This window comes from Phenylobacterium sp. GW823-FHT02A09 (assembly GCF_058797775.1).
In genome coordinates this window covers 382399-397719 of record NZ_JBXAJZ010000002.1, presented here as the reverse complement: position 1 = coordinate 397719, position 15321 = coordinate 382399, and the positions used below count along the sequence as shown (strand labels likewise).

The 15321-nt window shown below is 69.7% G+C and carries 23 protein-coding genes; 9 read left to right on the top strand and 14 right to left on the bottom strand.

What is annotated here, in order from left to right; all coding sequences use genetic code 11:
* Nucleotides 1–4: 4 nt before the first annotated feature.
* On the top strand, nucleotides 5–922 hold the full coding sequence (locus AC1Q87_RS09140) for a glycerophosphodiester phosphodiesterase family protein (RefSeq protein ID WP_492608642.1): 918 nt from the start codon (nucleotides 5–7) through the stop codon (nucleotides 920–922).
* Here AC1Q87_RS09140 and AC1Q87_RS09135 read toward each other — a convergent pair.
* Nucleotides 919–1644 carry a glutathione S-transferase N-terminal domain-containing protein gene (locus tag AC1Q87_RS09135; protein ID WP_492608641.1) on the bottom strand — a complete coding sequence of 242 codons (726 nt, stop codon included), beginning with the start codon at nucleotides 1642–1644 and terminating at the stop codon, nucleotides 919–921. The two genes, AC1Q87_RS09140 and AC1Q87_RS09135, sit on opposite strands and share 4 nt — an antisense overlap.
* Nucleotides 1645–1823: 179 nt before the next feature.
* Between AC1Q87_RS09135 and AC1Q87_RS09130 the strand changes: the two genes are divergently transcribed.
* Together AC1Q87_RS09130 and AC1Q87_RS09125 are read left to right on the top strand one after the other, a co-directional pair.
* Nucleotides 1824–2189: a response regulator gene (locus tag AC1Q87_RS09130; protein ID WP_492608640.1), complete on the top strand. Its 366-nt coding sequence runs from the start codon at nucleotides 1824–1826 to the stop codon at nucleotides 2187–2189.
* Nucleotides 2186–3013, top strand: coding sequence for a CheR family methyltransferase (locus tag AC1Q87_RS09125; protein ID WP_492608639.1), 828 nt, complete (start codon nucleotides 2186–2188; stop codon nucleotides 3011–3013). Before AC1Q87_RS09130 ends, AC1Q87_RS09125 begins: the two co-directional genes overlap by 4 nt.
* A gap of 105 nt (nucleotides 3014–3118) precedes the next feature.
* Here the strand turns inward: AC1Q87_RS09125 and AC1Q87_RS09120 are convergent, their stop codons facing one another.
* Genes AC1Q87_RS09120 through nepR form a run of 4 tightly spaced genes read right to left on the bottom strand, consistent with a single transcriptional unit; the run spans nucleotide 3119 to nucleotide 5824 of the window.
* Entirely contained in the window at nucleotides 3119–3256 is a 138-nt protein-coding gene (locus AC1Q87_RS09120) for an entericidin A/B family lipoprotein (protein WP_267233848.1), read from the bottom strand.
* Between the two features lie 37 nt (nucleotides 3257–3293).
* Complete coding sequence (phyK, locus tag AC1Q87_RS09115) at nucleotides 3294–5018, bottom strand: sensor histidine kinase PhyK (protein ID WP_492608638.1); 1725 nt, start codon at nucleotides 5016–5018, stop codon at nucleotides 3294–3296.
* 12 nt (nucleotides 5019–5030) lie between these two features.
* The gene (locus AC1Q87_RS09110) at nucleotides 5031–5639 is read right to left on the bottom strand and encodes a sigma-70 family RNA polymerase sigma factor (protein WP_492609268.1); all 609 of its coding nucleotides are present in this window, start codon (nucleotides 5637–5639) and stop codon (nucleotides 5031–5033) included.
* Entirely contained in the window at nucleotides 5636–5824 is a 189-nt protein-coding gene (gene nepR, locus AC1Q87_RS09105) for an anti-sigma T factor NepR (protein ID WP_056018017.1), read from the bottom strand. Before nepR ends, AC1Q87_RS09110 begins: the two co-directional genes overlap by 4 nt.
* A 224-nt stretch (nucleotides 5825–6048) precedes the next feature.
* Here nepR and phyR point away from each other — a divergent pair, with 224 nt between their 5' ends.
* Both phyR and AC1Q87_RS09095 read left to right on the top strand, forming a co-directional pair.
* On the top strand, nucleotides 6049–6840 hold the full coding sequence (gene phyR / locus AC1Q87_RS09100) for an anti-anti sigma factor/receiver protein PhyR (protein WP_492608637.1): 792 nt from the start codon (nucleotides 6049–6051) through the stop codon (nucleotides 6838–6840).
* A gap of 78 nt (nucleotides 6841–6918) precedes the next feature.
* Nucleotides 6919–7092: a DUF1328 domain-containing protein gene (locus AC1Q87_RS09095; RefSeq protein ID WP_183771343.1), complete on the top strand. Its 174-nt coding sequence runs from the start codon at nucleotides 6919–6921 to the stop codon at nucleotides 7090–7092.
* Here AC1Q87_RS09095 and AC1Q87_RS09090 read toward each other — a convergent pair.
* On the bottom strand, nucleotides 7089–7292 hold the full coding sequence (locus tag AC1Q87_RS09090) for a hypothetical protein (protein WP_492608636.1): 204 nt from the start codon (nucleotides 7290–7292) through the stop codon (nucleotides 7089–7091). The two genes, AC1Q87_RS09095 and AC1Q87_RS09090, sit on opposite strands and share 4 nt — an antisense overlap.
* 93 nt (nucleotides 7293–7385) lie before the next feature.
* Nucleotides 7386–7586, bottom strand: a complete 201-nt coding sequence (locus tag AC1Q87_RS09085) for a hypothetical protein (RefSeq protein WP_492608635.1) — start codon at nucleotides 7584–7586, stop codon at nucleotides 7386–7388.
* 131 nt (nucleotides 7587–7717) lie between these two features.
* On the opposite strand from AC1Q87_RS09085, the gene AC1Q87_RS09080 reads away from it, so the two are divergent.
* On the top strand, nucleotides 7718–8035 hold the full coding sequence (locus AC1Q87_RS09080; RefSeq protein ID WP_492608634.1) for a hypothetical protein: 318 nt from the start codon (nucleotides 7718–7720) through the stop codon (nucleotides 8033–8035).
* Between the two features lie 261 nt (nucleotides 8036–8296).
* Here AC1Q87_RS09080 and AC1Q87_RS09075 read toward each other — a convergent pair whose 3' ends face one another.
* Together AC1Q87_RS09075 and AC1Q87_RS09070 are read right to left on the bottom strand one after the other, a co-directional pair.
* Nucleotides 8297–8740 carry an OmpA family protein gene (locus tag AC1Q87_RS09075; protein ID WP_492608633.1) on the bottom strand — a complete coding sequence of 148 codons (444 nt, stop codon included), beginning with the start codon at nucleotides 8738–8740 and terminating at the stop codon, nucleotides 8297–8299.
* Nucleotides 8741–8835: 95 nt separating this feature from the next.
* Nucleotides 8836–9171, bottom strand: a complete 336-nt coding sequence (locus AC1Q87_RS09070; protein WP_492609267.1) for a YMGG-like glycine zipper-containing protein — start codon at nucleotides 9169–9171, stop codon at nucleotides 8836–8838.
* A 141-nt stretch (nucleotides 9172–9312) separates the two neighbouring features.
* On the opposite strand from AC1Q87_RS09070, the gene AC1Q87_RS09065 reads away from it, so the two are divergent.
* The gene (locus AC1Q87_RS09065) at nucleotides 9313–10191 is read left to right on the top strand and encodes a diacylglycerol/lipid kinase family protein (RefSeq protein WP_492608632.1); all 879 of its coding nucleotides are present in this window, start codon (nucleotides 9313–9315) and stop codon (nucleotides 10189–10191) included.
* Nucleotides 10188–10970 (top strand): metallophosphoesterase family protein, encoded by a 783-nt coding sequence (locus AC1Q87_RS09060; protein ID WP_492608631.1) that lies wholly within the window; start codon nucleotides 10188–10190, stop codon nucleotides 10968–10970. The genes AC1Q87_RS09065 and AC1Q87_RS09060 overlap by 4 nt, the downstream gene beginning before the upstream one ends.
* Nucleotides 10971–11020: 50 nt before the next feature.
* On the opposite strand, the gene AC1Q87_RS09055 is transcribed toward AC1Q87_RS09060, so the two are convergent.
* From AC1Q87_RS09055 to AC1Q87_RS09040, 4 genes are all read right to left on the bottom strand, one after another.
* Entirely contained in the window at nucleotides 11021–11194 is a 174-nt protein-coding gene (locus AC1Q87_RS09055; RefSeq protein WP_183771352.1) for a DUF1328 domain-containing protein, read from the bottom strand.
* Between the two features lie 63 nt (nucleotides 11195–11257).
* Nucleotides 11258–11884, bottom strand: a complete 627-nt coding sequence (locus tag AC1Q87_RS09050; RefSeq protein ID WP_492608630.1) for a superoxide dismutase — start codon at nucleotides 11882–11884, stop codon at nucleotides 11258–11260.
* Nucleotides 11885–11960: 76 nt separating this feature from the next.
* Complete coding sequence (locus AC1Q87_RS09045; protein ID WP_436063164.1) at nucleotides 11961–12353, bottom strand: hypothetical protein; 393 nt, start codon at nucleotides 12351–12353, stop codon at nucleotides 11961–11963.
* Entirely contained in the window at nucleotides 12350–12673 is a 324-nt protein-coding gene (locus tag AC1Q87_RS09040; protein ID WP_436063163.1) for a glycine zipper domain-containing protein, read from the bottom strand. The genes AC1Q87_RS09045 and AC1Q87_RS09040 overlap by 4 nt, the downstream gene beginning before the upstream one ends.
* A gap of 173 nt (nucleotides 12674–12846) precedes the next feature.
* On the opposite strand from AC1Q87_RS09040, the gene AC1Q87_RS09035 reads away from it, so the two are divergent.
* Complete coding sequence (locus AC1Q87_RS09035; RefSeq protein WP_492608629.1) at nucleotides 12847–14256, top strand: HWE histidine kinase domain-containing protein; 1410 nt, start codon at nucleotides 12847–12849, stop codon at nucleotides 14254–14256.
* On the opposite strand, the gene AC1Q87_RS09030 is transcribed toward AC1Q87_RS09035, so the two are convergent.
* Nucleotides 14253–15305 carry an ATP-grasp domain-containing protein gene (locus AC1Q87_RS09030; protein WP_492608628.1) on the bottom strand — a complete coding sequence of 351 codons (1053 nt, stop codon included), beginning with the start codon at nucleotides 15303–15305 and terminating at the stop codon, nucleotides 14253–14255. The two genes, AC1Q87_RS09035 and AC1Q87_RS09030, sit on opposite strands and share 4 nt — an antisense overlap.
* Between the last annotated feature and the right edge of the window lie 16 nt (nucleotides 15306–15321).

Sequence of the window (15321 nt, the reverse complement as noted above, 5' to 3'; positions counted from 1 at the left end):
AAACATGATCCTCCGCCTCGCCGCCTGCGCCCTGCTGACGGGCGCCGGCGCAGCCCAGGCCGCCGCGCCCGATCGCGCCGCCGAACTGGAGCGCCGGCTGCGCGCTCCGGACGGCGCGGTGACCATCGTCGCCCACCGCGGCTGCTGGGAAGGCACGTCCGAGAACACCCTGGACTCGATCTCGGCCTGCATCGCCTTCGGCGTCGACATGGTCGAGCTCGACGTGCGCCGCACCGCCGACGGCGCCCTGGTGCTGATGCACGACGTCAGCGTCGACCGCACCACCGACGGCCAAGGCCCGGTCGAGGCCCTGACCCTGGCGCAGATCCGCGCGCTCAAGGTCCGGGCCGGCAAGGGCGGGCCGGGCGCCGCCGTCACCGAGCGCACAGTCCCGACCCTCGATGAGGCGCTGGACCTCGCCAAGGGCCGCATCCTGATCAACATCGACGCCAAGGCCGACGTCCTCGCCGAGGTGCAGGACAAGGTCCGCGCCCGCGGCCTGCAGCGGCAGGTGCTGCTGAAGTCCGGCGCGCCGGTTGAAGAAGTGCTGGCCGCGCCGTGGTGGACGGCGGGCACGCCCTACCATCCGAACATCCGCCCCGAACGGCTGGGCGCCGATCCCGCCGCCGTCATCGGGTCCTACGCCCCGCTGGATCCGGTCGGCTTCGAGATCAACGTCAAGGACCTGGCCGCCGCGCCGAAGATCGCCGCCCTGCTGCAGGCCCGCTGCGCCCGCTTCTGGGTCAACAGCCTTAACACCGCCGAGGCGCGCTTCGACGACCAGGCTATGGTCGATCCCGACGCGGTCTGGGGCGCGATGCTGGCGGCGGGGGTCAACGCAATCCAGACCGACCACCCCATCGCCCTGCGGGCCTACCTGTCGCTGCGCCATCCCCGGGCGCAGAGCTGCTCACGCGGCTAGACGGCGGGCGCCGGCCGGGCGCGCTGGTTGTACAGCAGCCCGCGCCGGCGCTCCTGCTCTTCCGGGGTGACCGACTTCGGGTCTTCGCCGGGGTCGGCGACCACGGCCAGGCCGCGCTGCACGGCGGGGCGGGCGCTGACCTCGTCGAACCAGCGCTTGAAGTACTTGAACTCGCCCATGTCGATGCCCTGCAGCTCCCAGCTGACGGTCCAGGGGAACGAGATCATGTCGGCGATCGAGTACTCGTCGCCGGCGATGAAGCGGCGGTCGTAAAGGCGGTTGTTCAGCACCCCGTACAGGCGGTGAACCTCGTCGTTGAAGCGCCGCTGGGCGTAGGATTGGTCGCCGTGCTCGGGGGCCACGCGGCTGAAATGGCCGCGCTCGCCGAACTTCGGACCCTGGTTGGCCATCTGCCAGATCACCCACTGGATGACCTCGTACTTGCCGCGCACGTCGGCGGGCAGGAAGCGGCCGGTCTTCTCGGCCAGATAGATCATGATCGCGCCGGACTCGAACACGCTCAGCGGCGCCCCGCCGTCGGCCGGCTCATGGTCGACCAGCGCCGGCATGCGGTTGTTCGGCGAGATCTGCAGGAAGCCGTCGGTGAACTGGTCGCCGCGGCCGATGTGCACCGGCACGACCTTGTAGGGCAGGCCGAGCTCCTCGAGCAGGATCGTGACCTTCTTGCCGTTCGGGGTCGGCCAGTAGTGGAGGTCGATCATCGCGGTCCTCTTGCATCGGGTATGTCGGGGGCCAGCCTAGGCCGCGGGGACGGCGCCTCAATCGACAAATTCTGAATCGCTCCCCAGCTTCCGTTGCCGGCGGTGCGGAAATCTGCCCTGCGCCATACGGCTCCTTAACCAACGCAGCGGCAGAAACGCCACAGGGAGGAGCGCCCGCGTTGAAGACCTGCCTCGTCGTCGATGACAGCCGTGTGATCCGCAAGGTCGCGCGCCGAATCCTGGAGGACATCGGCTTCGAGATCGCCGAGGCCGCCGACGGGTTGGAGGCGCTCGCCTGGTGTCGCGCGGCCATGCCCGACGCCGTCCTGCTGGATTGGAACATGCCGGCGATGTCGGGCATCGAGTTCCTGCGCATCCTGCGTCAGGAGCCGGGCGGCGATCGGCCGACGGTGGTGTTCTGCACCGTCGAGAACAGCATCGAACGCATCCGCGAGGCGCTCGACAGCGGCGCCGACGAATACATCATGAAGCCGTTCGACGGCGACATCATCACGGCGAAGTTCGCCGAGGTCGGGCTGGCATGACGCCGGGCGACCGCGAACTGGTGGCCCAGCTCTGCGCGGCGCGCGCGGGCGTGCGGGTCGATCCGGAGAAATCCTACCTGATCGAAAGCCGGCTGGCGCCGGTGGCCCGCCGCGACGGCTTCGGCAGCGTCATGGACATGCTGGCCATGCTGCGCGAGCGACGCGAGGACAAGCTGGCCTGGTCGATCGTCGAGGCGATGGTCCAGTCCGAGAGCGCGTTCTTCCGCGACCGCGAGCCGTTCGCCCTGTTCCGCGACGAGGTGTTGCCGACCCTCGCGCGCCAGCGCGGGACCGAGCCGGTGCGCATCTGGTCAGCGGCCTGCGCCGCCGGGCAGGAAGTCTATTCGCTGGCGATGATCGTCGAGGACGAGCGAGGCCGGCTGCCGGGACTGAAGGTCGAGCTGTTCGGCACCGACATCGGCGAGCGCCAGCTGGAGAAGGCCCAGAGCGGCCTCTACACCCAGTTCGAAGTCCAGCGCGGCCTGCCGATCCGTCAGCTCGTCCGCCACTTCGAACAGTCCGACGACATGTGGCGGGTCTCGCCGCGACTGCGCCAGATGATCCGCTGGCGGCGGGTCAATCTGGTCGCCGATCTGTCGACGGCGGGCCGCTTCGACGTGATCTTCTGCCGCTACGTGCTCTCGACCCTGGTCGAGCCGATGAAGGGGCGGCTGCTCATCAATCTGGCCCGGGCCTTGAGCCCCGAGGGCTATCTGTTCCTCGGCGAGCAGGAATCGGCCGCGGGTCTGTCCGACGCCTTCGAGCCGGTCGCGGGCCGGCCGGGCCTTTTCGCCCGCAACCCCGCCTATCGCGTCGCCGCCTGATCAGGCCCAGACGCGCGAAAGCCGCCACCCGATCTTAGGCGACCCGGTGACGGTCTCATCGCCTCGTCATGGCGGCGGGAGGTCCGCCGCCAAACTGAAGCAGCCTTACTTCTTGGCGTCTTCGGCGGTGTTGGTCACGGCCTGTCCAGCCGCCTTCACGTCCTTACCGGCGCCCGAAACAGTGTTGCAGGCGGTGACGGAAAGGCTGGCGGCCAGGACCGCGAGGATCACGAACTTACGCATGAGAGTATCTCCCCTTGATAGCGCACGAGGCTAACGGTCAAGCCGCAGCCTGGTTCCCTCGGGCGACGGGGCGGCGGCCTGCCTGTTCGTCCAGCGGGGTCGGGAAGATGAGGCGGGCGGTGATCCCGCCCTTGTCGTTGCGAACGACCTCGGCGCGGCCGCGCAGCTGACGGCCGAAGGCGGTCATCAGGGTGCGTCCGACGCCGGAGGTGGTCAGGGCGTCGGGCGGCGCCTCGCCGTCGTCGCTGATCTCCAGCTCGGCCTCGTCGCCGCGGACGTTGAAGTTGACCCGCAGCGTTCCGCCGCGCCCGGCGAAGGCGTGTTTCTGGGCGTTGGTCACCGCCTCGACCGCGAACAGCGCCAGGGGCGCCAGACGGTCTGGATCGATGACCAGGTCGTCGACATGGATCTCCGTCCTCACCCCGGCGCCATGGCTGATGTCGGCGGCGATCAGCTGGGCGGTCAGCTCCTCGAGGAAGGTGCGAAGATCGACCCGCTTCAGGTCAGGGCCCTGGTAGAGCGCGCGGTAGATCAGGGCCAGGGCGGTGATCCGCTGGCGGGTGTCGGACATCGCCGCCCGCGCCGCCGGGTCGGTCAGCGCGCGCTGCTGCATGTTGAGCAGCGAGGAGATGACCTGCAGGTTGTTCTTCACCCGGTGGTGGATCTCGCGCATCAGATCGTCCTTCTGCGCCAGGGAATCGCGCAGCGAGGCGTCGCGGCCGACGATCGCGTCGGCCATGTCCTCCAGGGTCTCGGCCAGGTCGCGGATTTCGGGCGGGGCCTGGTCGGCCTGCACCGGCCGCACGCTCAGCCGCCCGCGGGCGTAGAGCGCGGCGATGCGCTGCAGATAGGCGATCCAGCGGATCACCACCCGCTCGGTGACCACCGACACCGCCACCAGCGCCAGGATGAAGGTCAGGATCGGGAAGACGATGCTGGTCAGCGGGTTCAGCGTCGCCCACGAGAACAGCCCGCCAGAGCGCGCCGACAGGATCACGAACAGCTCGTCGCCGACCAGCGGCGCGGCCGAATAGACGCGGCGCTCGCCGCGCGCGTCGCGGGCGTACCAGACCATCGAGCCCTGCTTCAGCGCCTTGGCCCGCCAGTCGGCCGGCAGCACCGGGAAGGCCTCCTTGTCGGTGGCGTTGATATAGGCGCCGTCGCCGTCGGCGAGCGCGACTTCGGACTTCTGCGGCAGCGAGCGGTCGGCGGTGCGCGGCGCCAGGCTCTCCAGCGAGATCACCGCCACCAGCGCGCCGTCGAAGCCGACGCGCGGATCATGCGCCGGCACCGCCGCCAGCAGCGCCGGCACCGTCGCGTAGTTGGCGCCGGGATCGCGGGTGATCACCAGGCTGTCGCCCTTGGCCAGGCTCTGGAACCAGGGTCGGCTGGCGCGCGTCATATCGGCCGGCACGTCTCCGGCCGCGCAGGCTACGCGGCCGCGGCGATCGAAGCGGATCAGGTTGTGGTAGCCGGGGATGCGGTGGGTGACCTCGGCCAGCCGCTGGGCGCAGTTGAACCCGACCGAGCCGGGGGCCAGCGTCTCCAGCAGGATATCCGCCGCCTCCATCCGCGCCCGCGCGGTGGCGGCGCTGCGTTCGGACGCGGCGGCCAGATCTTCGCGCAGCTGCACGCCTTCACGCCGGAACGAGATCGCCGACTGCAGGATGCCGAGAATCAGAACCGGCAGCAGCGCAGCCGCCAGCGCCGCCGTTAGGCGGACCCGGATGGTGGAAAGGGATCCCCAGGGCGTGCCGTTCATGCTTCCGCCCTATCAGCGAGCGGTGCTTAACCGCTCCGCGTCCGCCAGGATGGCGCTCATTGCATCGCCGGCTGCGCTTCCGTCTCTTTCATAGCTCCCGTCTTCCAGGATGCTGTGCAGAGCCTTGCGCGCTCGGCTGACCCGGCTCTTCACCGTGCCGACCGCGCAGCCGCAGATTTCGGCCGCTTCCTCGTAGGCGAAGCCGCCGGCGCCGACGAGGATCAGCGCCTCGCGTTGTTCGGCCGGCAGCTGGGCCAGCGACAGACGCAACTCGTCGAGCGCCACCGGGGCCTCGGGATCGTCCACCGCCACCAGGGTCCGCTCGGCGGCCTCCTGGTCCAGCTGGCTCTGGCGCCACGAGCGACGCTTTTCCGAATAGAATTGATTGCGCAGGATCATGAAGGTCCAGGCCTTCATGTTGGTGCCCATCTGGAAGCTGGTCCGCGCGTCCCAGGCCTTCATCATGGCGTCCTGCGCCAGATCGTCGGCGCTGGCCGGATCGCCCGCCAGCGTGCGGGCGAAGGCCCGCAGGTGCGGGATCAACTTGACCAGTTCGCGCTTGAAGGCTTCGTCGTCAGCCTGCGTGTTGATCGGCCGGGCCTTGCTCTGCTCGGCCATCAGCCGTTCTCCGCCGACTTCTTGTCCGCTTGACGAAGAATGGCGAGGAACTCGTCCGGCACCGGCTCGCTGACGACCTCGTCGAACATCTGACGCAGGCGCACCCCGATGGCCTGCTGGCGCAGGCGCGCTTCGTCTAGAGCGGCAGGCGCTCGGCGACGGTCCTCTGTGGCACGCTGTTCTATCATGGCCTCGGCGCCCGGCTTTCGCTGAGCCCGCCCCCTCGGTTCGTCTTGGTCGCCCGTCAACGCCTCACCCCACCCAGGGTTCCAAACTGTAGACATTATAACGAAGAGGAAAACCTCGTTCTGACGGAACCGGTTCCCAAGGCCTACGTTCGGGCACATGATGGACCTGCCCAGCGAGCCCAATCCTGGTCGGCTGCATCGAACTCGAGAGGGAGGAGTTTGATTTGAGTCTTCTTGCCCGCCTGGCGCCGCATCTTCCGTATGTACGGCGCTATGCCAGAGCCCTGACCGGCGACCAGACGACCGGCGATCACTATGTTCGGGTGGCGCTGGAGGCGCTGGCGGCCGGCGATCGGGTGCTGGAAGCCAATCTGACGCCCCGTGTGGCGCTCTATCACGTCTTCCACGCCATCTGGCTGACCAGCGGCGCCCAGCTCGAGGCCCGGGGCGAGGAAAGCGGCGACGACGCCAGCCAGCGGCTGATGCGCATCGCCCCGCGCTCGCGCCAGGCGTTCCTGCTCACCGCCCTCGAAGGCTTCACGCCGTCCGAAGCGGCCCAGATCCTGGGCGTCGAGTTCGGCGAGGTGGAACTGCTCATCGCCGAGGCGCAGGCCGAGATCGACGCTGAGCTCGCCACCGACGTGCTGATCATCGAGGACGAACCGGTCATCGCCGCCGACATCGAGGCGCTGGTCACCGAGATCGGCCACACCGTGGTCGACATCGCCGCCACCCGAACCGAGGCGATCGACGCCGTCAATCGCAAGACCCCGGGCCTGGTCCTGGCCGACATCCAACTCGCCGACGGCTCTTCGGGCATCGACGCGGTGAAGGACATCCTGGCGCGTCATGACGTGCCGGTGATCTTCATCACCGCCTTCCCCGAGCGGCTGCTGACCGGCGAGCGGCCCGAGCCGACGTTCCTGATCACCAAGCCGTTCCAGCCGGAAACCGTGAAGGCGGCCATCGGCCAGGCGCTGTTCTTCCACCCGCGCAACAACCGCAAGGCGGCCTAGGAACAGGCTCCTCGCCCTCGCGTTCCCCAGACGCCGCGCCGAGTTCCGGCGCGGCGTTTTGCTGTGTGGGAGTTGCGCATGCTCGGATGGGCCTTGGTTTTCGCAGTGCTGGCGGTGGTCGCCGGCGTGCTCGGTTTCTCAGGCCTGGCCGGCATGGCCGCGGGCATCGCCAAGATCCTGTTCGTGATCTTCCTGGTGCTGCTGATCGCGACCTTCGTGGTCCGCGCCTTCCGCGGACGCTCGGTGCTTTAGCGGGCGACCGCGGGCTGCTCGGCGCTGGGCGTGGTCTGCAGCGTGCCGTGGGCCGGTTCGCCCAGGTTGAACGACTGGGCGGTGCGGACCGCGCCGGCCTTGCTCGGCGGCGTCGCCGACTGCTCGCCGGCCCGCCACGACCAGGCGCCGAACAGCGCCAGAGCGGCGAGGGCGGTGGACACCGCCAGAACCCAGAACATGTGCACGCCCATGCGTCCCTGACGCGCGCGCGTAGCGTTGAGTCCGGGGCGAGAAGTGTATCGGGTTGTGGCCATGTCAGGTCGTCTCCGGGTTTAGAACGGCAGTCGGTCGAGGGGGCCGGGCGGGGCCGGCCGTGCGGAATCTCCGCGGTCCACGGACATCTGGCCAAGCAGGGCGCCTGCCAGCGCCACCGACAGGATCACCGCCAGCGCCCACCATCGGCGGCGCAGCGAATGACCGTGATCCTCCTGCGTTCCAATCACGCCGAAGCGCCCGTTCCGCTCGTGGATCATGGCCCTCTCCCCTGACCAGACGGGCGAACCTGCCCGCTTCTGGCTAACGTCCCGCAGGCGGCGGACGTTCCGCAGGGCGATTTTGCCGACGCGGGGTTCGACATGTGCGCGCCGCGCCTTATCTATGGGGCATGAAGAGCACCAAGCTTATCGCCGGCGCCGTCGCGGCGCTTTCCCTGGCCGGGGCCGCTCAGGCCCAGGCGCCCGCCGCGCTGGAAGGCATGACCGTGCGGGGCCAGAACGGCGTCGTGCTCGGCGTCGTCGAGCGCGTGACCTATCGTGACAACGGATCGCCCGCCCAGGTGCTGGTGCGGCCCAAGGGCCCGCCCGGCGCCGGCCCGCGCAGTCTGTCCTATGGCGCGCTGCGCCAGCAGGGCGGGGAGCTCTCGGCGCCGCTCACCCAGGCGGAGTTCAACGCCATGCCGGCGGTCAACGTCGCGCCGAAATAGCCGCGCGAAAAGTTCTCGAAAAAAATCGCGCGTGGCGGGAACGAACCCACCGCACATGGGTTTATGGATTGCGGAGGCGGCGACGCCCCCCCCGACTTGAGACCGGCGAACATGCCGGTCTGCCGCCTCCGCACCCCTTTTCTCGATGATGCGCACTCAAGAGGCGGGCCTAGAGCCCGCCTTTTCTTGTGCGCGCTCTGCTGGAGTATTTTCGCCGGGGGTCGGCCGCCGGCGAAAACGCTCCAAGCTGCGTGCAGGCCCTTAGGGCGTGGTCAGTTCCAGAGTGACGTCGGCGCGGCGGCGCAGCGGCCGGGCCTCGCCGTCCTGGGTGACGGCGCCCTGCTGGCCGGCGGCGGCCAGGTCGAACTCGCCGGCCGGCAGGCCGGTGGCGATCAGCGCCTTGGTCACAGAGGCGACCCGCTGCTTGGACAGCTCCAGATTGGCGGCCGGGGCGCCGACGGCGTCGGCCAGGCCCAGCACCTTCACCCGCTCGACCTTGCAGGCCTTGGCCGAGTTCGCCGCCTGCGACAGCACCGCGCGGCCCTCGTCGGTGACCTCGGCGCTCTCCGGCTCGAAATAGATGTGGACGGTGAGGTCCTCACAGGCCGCCGGGGTCTCGATCTTCGCCCGCGCGCCGCCGGCCGGCGTGGTGGCGCATCCGGCCAGCAGTCCGGCGCTCAGCACCGCGATCGTCCACGTCTTCATTCCCAGCCCCATGTTCCTGCAGCCCTCGATACGACGATGGGCGGACAGCATAGCTGACCGCCCACCGCAGGCTAGTCTAGGTTGCGCTCGCGCGATCAACGCGGGCTGCCGTCTTCCCAGTAATAACGGCCCGAGCCGTTGTCGTAGTAGTAATAGCGGCCCGCACGCTCGTCGTAGTACTGGCGGCGGTTCTGGGTCTGGGCGCCGCAGCCGCCGTCCTGGCGACAACCGCGGACCGCGCCCGCGCCGCCGCCCAGGGCCGCGCCGATGGCCGCGCCGGTCCCGGCGTCGCCGCTGCCGACATTGTTACCGATCACCGCGCCCGCCAGCGCGCCCAGCGCCGCGCCGCCCGCGGCGTTGCGTTCGACGTTGCCGGTGGTGGTGCAAGCGCTCGCCAACAGAGCGGCGCCGGCCAGGGCCGCGAACGGCATGAGAGATTTGGCCTTGAGCATATGGCTCTCCTTACTTATCCCGCCGACCCCAACGCGCGCCTTACGGCAGAGTTCCGGACGGAACCGCGTCCAACCGCCGCCGTTAGGGGCCTGCTCCTACGGGGCGCTCGCAGAGGACAAATGGCTCAAGCACCCAAGATTTCCCGCATCGAAGCGGTGGTGAATGTCTCCTCCGGCGGCGCGAGCGCGCAGGACGCCGAAGAGATGCGCGCGCTGCTGGCCGCGTACGGCGCCCACGCCAACGTCCAGGTGGCCGACGGCGGCGAGATCGAGCGGCGGCTGCGCTCGGCGGTCGACGCGGCGCCGGACTTGCTGGTCATCCTGGCCGGCGACGGCACCGCCCGCTCGGCCGCCGACATGGCCGGGCCGCAGGGGCCGATGATCGCGCCGCTGCCGGGCGGGACGATGAACATGCTGCCCCACGCGGTCTACGGCGCGGTCCCCTGGCGCGAGGCCCTGACCGGCGCGCTGGAGGCCGGGGTCGAACGCGACATCGGCGGTGGCCTGATCGAGGGCCGCAGCTTCCTGGTCGCCGCCATCCTCGGCGCTCCGGCGCTGTGGGCGCCGGCGCGCGAGGCGGTGCGCGAGGGCCAGCTGCGGTTGGCCTTCGCCCGCATGCGGCGGGCCTGGCGGCGGGCGTTCTCCGGACGCCTGCGCTACGCCCTCGACGACGGCCCGCGCGGCAAGGCCGAGGCCCTGGCGTTCCTGTGTCCGCTGGCCTCCTCGGCGCTCGATAACGAGGCCCAGAGCCTGGAAGCGGCGGTCATCGACCCACAGACCGTCGGCGAGGCGGCGCGCATCGGCTTCAAGGCGCTGGTCGATGACTGGCGCAACGATCCGGCGGTCAGCGCCGGTCCCTGCCGACAGGCCCGCGTCTGGGCGGCGAGCCGGGTCCCGGCCGTGCTCGACGGCGAGCCGGTCTGGCTGGGCTCCAACGCCACGGTCGACTGGCGGCCCCAGGTCGCCCGGCTGCTGGCCCCCGCCTCGGAGGCGCGATGATCCGCCTGGCGCATCTCTCCGACATCCATTTCGGCGGCGAGAACGTCGCGGCGGTGGAGGGCGCGGCTGAGATCCTGCGGCAGGGCGGCTTTGATCTGACCATCGTCTCGGGCGACCTCACCCAGTTCGGCGCGGTAGGCGAGTTCGAGACGGCGGCGGCGTGGCTGGCCTCGGTGCCGGGCCCCCAGCTGGTCTGCCCCGGCAATCACGACGCGCCCTATCTGGCCTGGTGGGAGCGCTTCTTCGACCCCTTCGGCCGGTTCTCGCGGATCATCGGCGCGGCCGAGGCGCAGACCTTCGCCGGGGCCGGCCTGGCGGTCTACGGGCTCAACACCGCCCGCGGCGTGCAACCTCGCGCCAACTGGTCGAAAGGGCAGATCTCGCGCGCCCAAAGCCGCGAGGCCCTGGCCTGGCTGGCGGCCGCCCCGCGCGAGGCGCTGAAGGTGGCGGTCGTGCACCACCCGCTGGTCGAGATGATCGGCGGACCGATGACCGGCAAGGTCTGGGGCGGCGAGGCGGCCGCCCGCGCCCTGGCCGAGGGCGGCGTCGATCTGGTGCTGTCGGGACACATCCACGCCCCGTTCGTCTGGCCCTATCCGTTTGCGGGCGGCTGCGTACACGCGGTCGGAGCCGGCACCCTGTCGGTGCGCGAGCGCGGCGTCGCCCCCAGCTTCAACCTCATCGAGGCCGACGCCGACGAGATCCGCGTCATCGCCCAGGCCTGGACCGGCTCGCGCTTTGAGCCGCTGCGCAGCTGGGCGGTCAATCGCAGACACTAAAACGCCCGCCCCCGGTGAGGGGACGGGCGTTCGATGTTCAGTGCTACGCGCTAGAGCGCGCCGCGCCCTCGTACCAGGTGCATGACGAGGGAAACCACGAACAGCACCAGGAACACGAAGAACAGAATTTTGGCGACGCCCATCGCTGCGCCGGCGATCGAAGTAAATCCGAGTACGCCAGCGATGAGGGCGACTACCAGGAAGGTCAAGGCCCATCCAAGCATGTCGTTTCTCCGGTTATTGTGTCCGGATAGGTAAACGCTCAGCTGTGCCTGACGTTCCGGGATCTAGACCGGACCGGGGTGGGTCCAGCCGGTTTCGCCCTTTCTGGCGGCGTCGTACTGGGCCTGGGCGAACGTCCAGTTCGGCAGCGCGTCGAACCAGGCCTTCAGGAAGCCTTCGCGGTCGTTCTTGTGGTCCAGATAGTAGGCGTGCTCCCACAGGTCGGCGACCAGCAGCGGCACCACGCCGGCTTCGGTCAGCAGGTTCACGCCATCGTGCGTGTCGACGATGCTCAGCGCGTCGCCCTTGGCGGCCAGCCACACCCAGCCCGAACCGAAGTGGCCGACGCCCTTGGCCACGAACTGGGCCTTGAGCTGGTCGAGGCCGCCGAAGTCGCGGTCGATGGCGGCGGCCAGGTCGCCCGAGACCTTCTGGCCGGGCGGGCTCATGCATTCCCAGAAGAAGGTGTGGTTCCACGCCTGGGCGGAGTTGTTGAACAGCTTGGCCTGGCCGACCGCGCCGCGAATGACCTCTTCCAGCGAAGCCGGCTTGGCGCCCGCCTCTTCCAGCATCGGGTTCATGACGTCGAAGTAGCGCTTGTGATGCTTGCCATGATGCAGGTGCATGGTGGCCTGCGAGATCACGGGCTCCAGCGCGTCGTGGGCGTACGGAAGGTTCGGCAGTTCAAACATAGCAATTTCCTACGGGGGAGGGATCGCGGGCCAGCGCCCACGTCCCACACTAACCCGAACTGTGGTGTTTGGTTCTCTAGGATTTGGAGGCGCGGCCCGCCATCAGCGCCGAAACGACGGTGGCGGTGGTGCGCGGATTCTTCAGCGCCACGGCGGCGACCGCCCCGACGATGCCCAGCGCCACCCAGGGCTTGGCCTGGGCGAGTTCGAACATGCGCGAGGAGAGGTCTTTGTCCTGGTCGCGCTTGTGATGGCGGCGCGGCGGGCTGGCCATCATCAACAGCACCATCCCGATCAGTCCGGCCAGCAGCGCCGCGGCCGCGGCCACCAGCACCCCGGCCCAGGCTTCGCCGACCAGGGGCTTGAGGCCTGCATGCAGGGCCATCGCCAGGAACACCACGCAAACGACCGCCGTCGCGGCGAGCGCGACGGCGGCGACGACATAATAGAGCGCTCGCTTGAGGATCAATTTTTGCGGCCGCTGGCGAGCAGCAGGCCGATCAGCAGGCCGACGCCGAGCGCCGCGCCGGTCGCCACCAGCGGACGTTCCTTGACGCGTTCGACGACATAGCGCTGGGCGTCGTCGATGTGCTCGCCGGCGTTGTCGGCATAGGTGCGGCTTTGCGCACGGATCTGTTCCAGGCCCTCGGCGACGACCTTTTCGAACTTCTTGGCCGCTTCGCCGAAGCTGCGCTGCGCTTCAGCCGACAGCTTGGAGGCGGAGTCGGCCATCGATTGGGCCGCGGCCTTGGCTTCGTCTTTGGCGTGGTCGACGGCATTGGTGGCCATGTCAGATTCTCCAAGTATTCAGCAGGTAACGCAGGGATGGCATGGAAGCCTTGCCACAACGTCAAAGGCAATAGGGGGTTCCGAAAATTGACTGAAAGACTCCGCGCGCAATTCAGGGCATACAACCGTTGGTTCCTGTCGCTCGGACCCGAACCCCGCTTAATGGTCGCGCCATGGTGAAGCCCGCCGCTGGACGCAATCTGGATCACGAACGCCTCGAACTGGCGCTCGAATCCGCACGCCTGGGCGACTACGAATGGGACATGGTCGAGGACGTCGTGCGGATCAGCCCGCGGATGTCCGAGGTCAGCGGCCTGCCGGTCGGCGAATGGCCCGCCGAGAAGGGCGAGTTCCTCTATCGCGGCGTGCATCCGGACGATCGCGACCGCACCCGACAGTTCATGGAAGACTCGATGCGCGCCGAGGGCCGCTTCGAGGCCGAGTACCGCCGAATCCGTGAGGACGACGGCCGCACCGTCTGGATGCGCACCTCCGGCCTGCTGGTCTGCGACGACGAGGGCCGACCGATCCGCGCCGTCGGCGTGGCCCAGGATATCGGCGACCGCCGGGCCGAGGAGGATCGCCGCCGCGCGCTGATGGCCGAGCTCGACCACCGGGTGAAGAACGTGCTCGCCGCGGTCCAGGCCCTGGCCGTCCAGACCGCCAAGCGCACCACCTCGCTCGACAGCTTCCTGTCGACCTTCTCCGGCCGCCTGAAGTCGATGGCTTCGGCCAACGAGCTGCTGACCGCCGCCCGCTGGCGCGGCGCGGCCATCGCCCATCTCGCCGCCGCCGAGCTTGGCGGCATCGCGCCGGGCCAGACCCGCTGGGAGGGGCCCGAACTGTTCCTCACCCCGCGTGCGGCCAACGCCCTGTCGCTGGCGCTGCACGAGCTGGCGACCAACGCCGTGAAGTACGGCGCCCTGTCGGTGGAGGGCGGCCGGGTCGACCTGCGCTGGACCCAGATCGCCGACGGCGGCTTCGAGCTGTTCTGGACCGAAACCGGCGGCCCGCCAGTGGTGGTCCCGACTCACAAGGGCTTCGGCTCGACCCTGCTGGGCCAGGTCACCGGCCGGGAGCTCAACGGTGAAGTCGAGCTCGAATACCGCCGCGGCGGTGTCAGCGTGCGCCTGCGCGCCGGTCCCGCCGCCGTCGTTTCGCGGCCCGAGACGGTTCCCGAAGCGCCGGCCCCGCGGAAGATCGAGGCGACGCCCGCCGCTCAGGGGCCCGTCGACCTGCGCGGCAAGCGCGTGCTCATCGTCGAGGACGCGGTGCTGCTGGCGCTGGAGCTGGAGACCGGCCTCTCCGACGCCGGCGCCCAGGTGGTCGGCCCAGCCTACGAGCTGGCCGAGGCGATGAGCCTGTTGGCCGGCCACATCGATGCGGCCGTGCTCGACGCCAATCTCAACGGCCTGGCGGTCACCCCGGTGGCCGAGGCGCTGGCCGCGCGCGGGGTGCCGTTCGTGTTCGCCACCGGCTACGGCGACAGCGGCGCGCCGATGGGCTTCGACGCCCCGATCATCCGCAAGCCGTACGACGTGACCCAGGTCGCCGCCGCGGTCGGGGCGCTGCTGGCGTCCTAGCCCGTCATCGTCAGCTTCGGCGCCGACCACGTCCTGGGATGCAGCCAGCGCTCGGGCCGGGCGTGCAGTTCGGCCAGCGCCGCACGTACGGCCGCGACCGGCGCCTCCCACATGTTCGGCGGCGCGATGGTGCTGTTGTCGAGCGCGTTCATGCAGGCGTTGGCCTCGAACACCAGCAACTCCCCGTTCGGTCGAAGCGAGACGTCCAGCCCGAAGTGATCGAGCCCGACCGCTCGCCGGATCGCCCTAAGCGCCGGGGCGAGGCGCGGCAAGGCAAGCGTCCGGAAGGTCGCCAGCGAAGCACGCTCCTCGGCCTCGGTGTTCGCAGTGCGGTCGCCCGAGTGCAGCAGCCAGCGATCGCCGATGACCAGGTGGCGCCAGAACACCTGCTCGCCGACCACGAACAGCCGCAGCTTGCGATATCGGCCGTCGGCGTCGGCGAACTCGACGTACTCGCTGGCGTAGACGGCCTCGTCGACGCCGAGCGGCAGGTGGGCCGCTTCCAGCTGCTCGCGGCTGTCCAGGCGCATCAGTCCCTTGCCGCCATGACGTCCCGCCGGCCGCAGCAACAGCGGAAAGCCGAGCCCGGCGTCCAGGATCGCAGCGATCAGCTCGTTTCGCGTCGGTGCGCTGAGCCGCATGGTCCGCGGCGTGCGCACGCCGGGGAGCGCCGCCAACAGCCGGGCGCTGCGGTCGCGTCGTGAGTTCAGCACCGCGGTAGGGTGGTTCAGCACCGGCAGGCCGGACTGCTCGGCGATCAGCTCGGCCTTGGCGAGGGCCGCGGCGTAGAGGTCCGGATCGGCCATGTAGTTGACCAGCGGGACCCGCGGCAGGCTCAGCTGGAAGGCGCCAGGCTGGTTGTCCAGCCACAGGTCGCGCCCGCGACGACGCAGGTCCGGCATGAAGGAGAGGTAGCTGGCCGTGCCCTGGACCACGAAGCGCGGTCGGCCGAAGCCGCTGTCGACCGTCATCCAGCACTCGCCGTCGGCCGGCGCGCTGGCCAGGAACAGGAAGTCGGGGCGGGGATCTGTACGCGCGAAATGTGACACTGCCGGTGTCATATTC

Bases quoted from the DNA above. Each gene is read 5' to 3' on its own strand.
- AC1Q87_RS09140 (WP_492608642.1), top strand. From the start codon at position 5: ATGATCCTCCGCCTCGCCGCCTGCGCCCTGCTGACGGGCGCCGGCGCA.
- AC1Q87_RS09135 (WP_492608641.1), bottom strand. From the start codon at position 1,644: ATGATCGACCTCCACTACTGGCCGACCCCGAACGGCAAGAAGGTCACG.
- AC1Q87_RS09125 (WP_492608639.1), top strand. From the start codon at position 2,186: ATGACGCCGGGCGACCGCGAACTGGTGGCCCAGCTCTGCGCGGCGCGC.
- AC1Q87_RS09120 (WP_267233848.1), bottom strand. From the start codon at position 3,256: ATGCGTAAGTTCGTGATCCTCGCGGTCCTGGCCGCCAGCCTTTCCGTC.
- phyK (WP_492608638.1), bottom strand. From the start codon at position 5,018: ATGAACGGCACGCCCTGGGGATCCCTTTCCACCATCCGGGTCCGCCTA.
- nepR (WP_056018017.1), bottom strand. From the start codon at position 5,824: ATGATAGAACAGCGTGCCACAGAGGACCGTCGCCGAGCGCCTGCCGCT.
- AC1Q87_RS09095 (WP_183771343.1), top strand. From the start codon at position 6,919: ATGCTCGGATGGGCCTTGGTTTTCGCAGTGCTGGCGGTGGTCGCCGGC.
- AC1Q87_RS09090 (WP_492608636.1), bottom strand. From the start codon at position 7,292: ATGTTCTGGGTTCTGGCGGTGTCCACCGCCCTCGCCGCTCTGGCGCTG.
- AC1Q87_RS09085 (WP_492608635.1), bottom strand. From the start codon at position 7,586: ATGATCCACGAGCGGAACGGGCGCTTCGGCGTGATTGGAACGCAGGAG.
- AC1Q87_RS09080 (WP_492608634.1), top strand. From the start codon at position 7,718: ATGAAGAGCACCAAGCTTATCGCCGGCGCCGTCGCGGCGCTTTCCCTG.
- AC1Q87_RS09075 (WP_492608633.1), bottom strand. From the start codon at position 8,740: ATGAAGACGTGGACGATCGCGGTGCTGAGCGCCGGACTGCTGGCCGGA.
- AC1Q87_RS09070 (WP_492609267.1), bottom strand. From the start codon at position 9,171: ATGCCGTTCGCGGCCCTGGCCGGCGCCGCTCTGTTGGCGAGCGCTTGC.
- AC1Q87_RS09065 (WP_492608632.1), top strand. From the start codon at position 9,313: ATGGCTCAAGCACCCAAGATTTCCCGCATCGAAGCGGTGGTGAATGTC.
- AC1Q87_RS09060 (WP_492608631.1), top strand. From the start codon at position 10,188: ATGATCCGCCTGGCGCATCTCTCCGACATCCATTTCGGCGGCGAGAAC.
- AC1Q87_RS09055 (WP_183771352.1), bottom strand. From the start codon at position 11,194: ATGCTTGGATGGGCCTTGACCTTCCTGGTAGTCGCCCTCATCGCTGGC.
- AC1Q87_RS09050 (WP_492608630.1), bottom strand. From the start codon at position 11,884: ATGTTTGAACTGCCGAACCTTCCGTACGCCCACGACGCGCTGGAGCCC.
- AC1Q87_RS09040 (WP_436063163.1), bottom strand. From the start codon at position 12,673: ATGGCCACCAATGCCGTCGACCACGCCAAAGACGAAGCCAAGGCCGCG.
- AC1Q87_RS09035 (WP_492608629.1), top strand. From the start codon at position 12,847: ATGGTGAAGCCCGCCGCTGGACGCAATCTGGATCACGAACGCCTCGAA.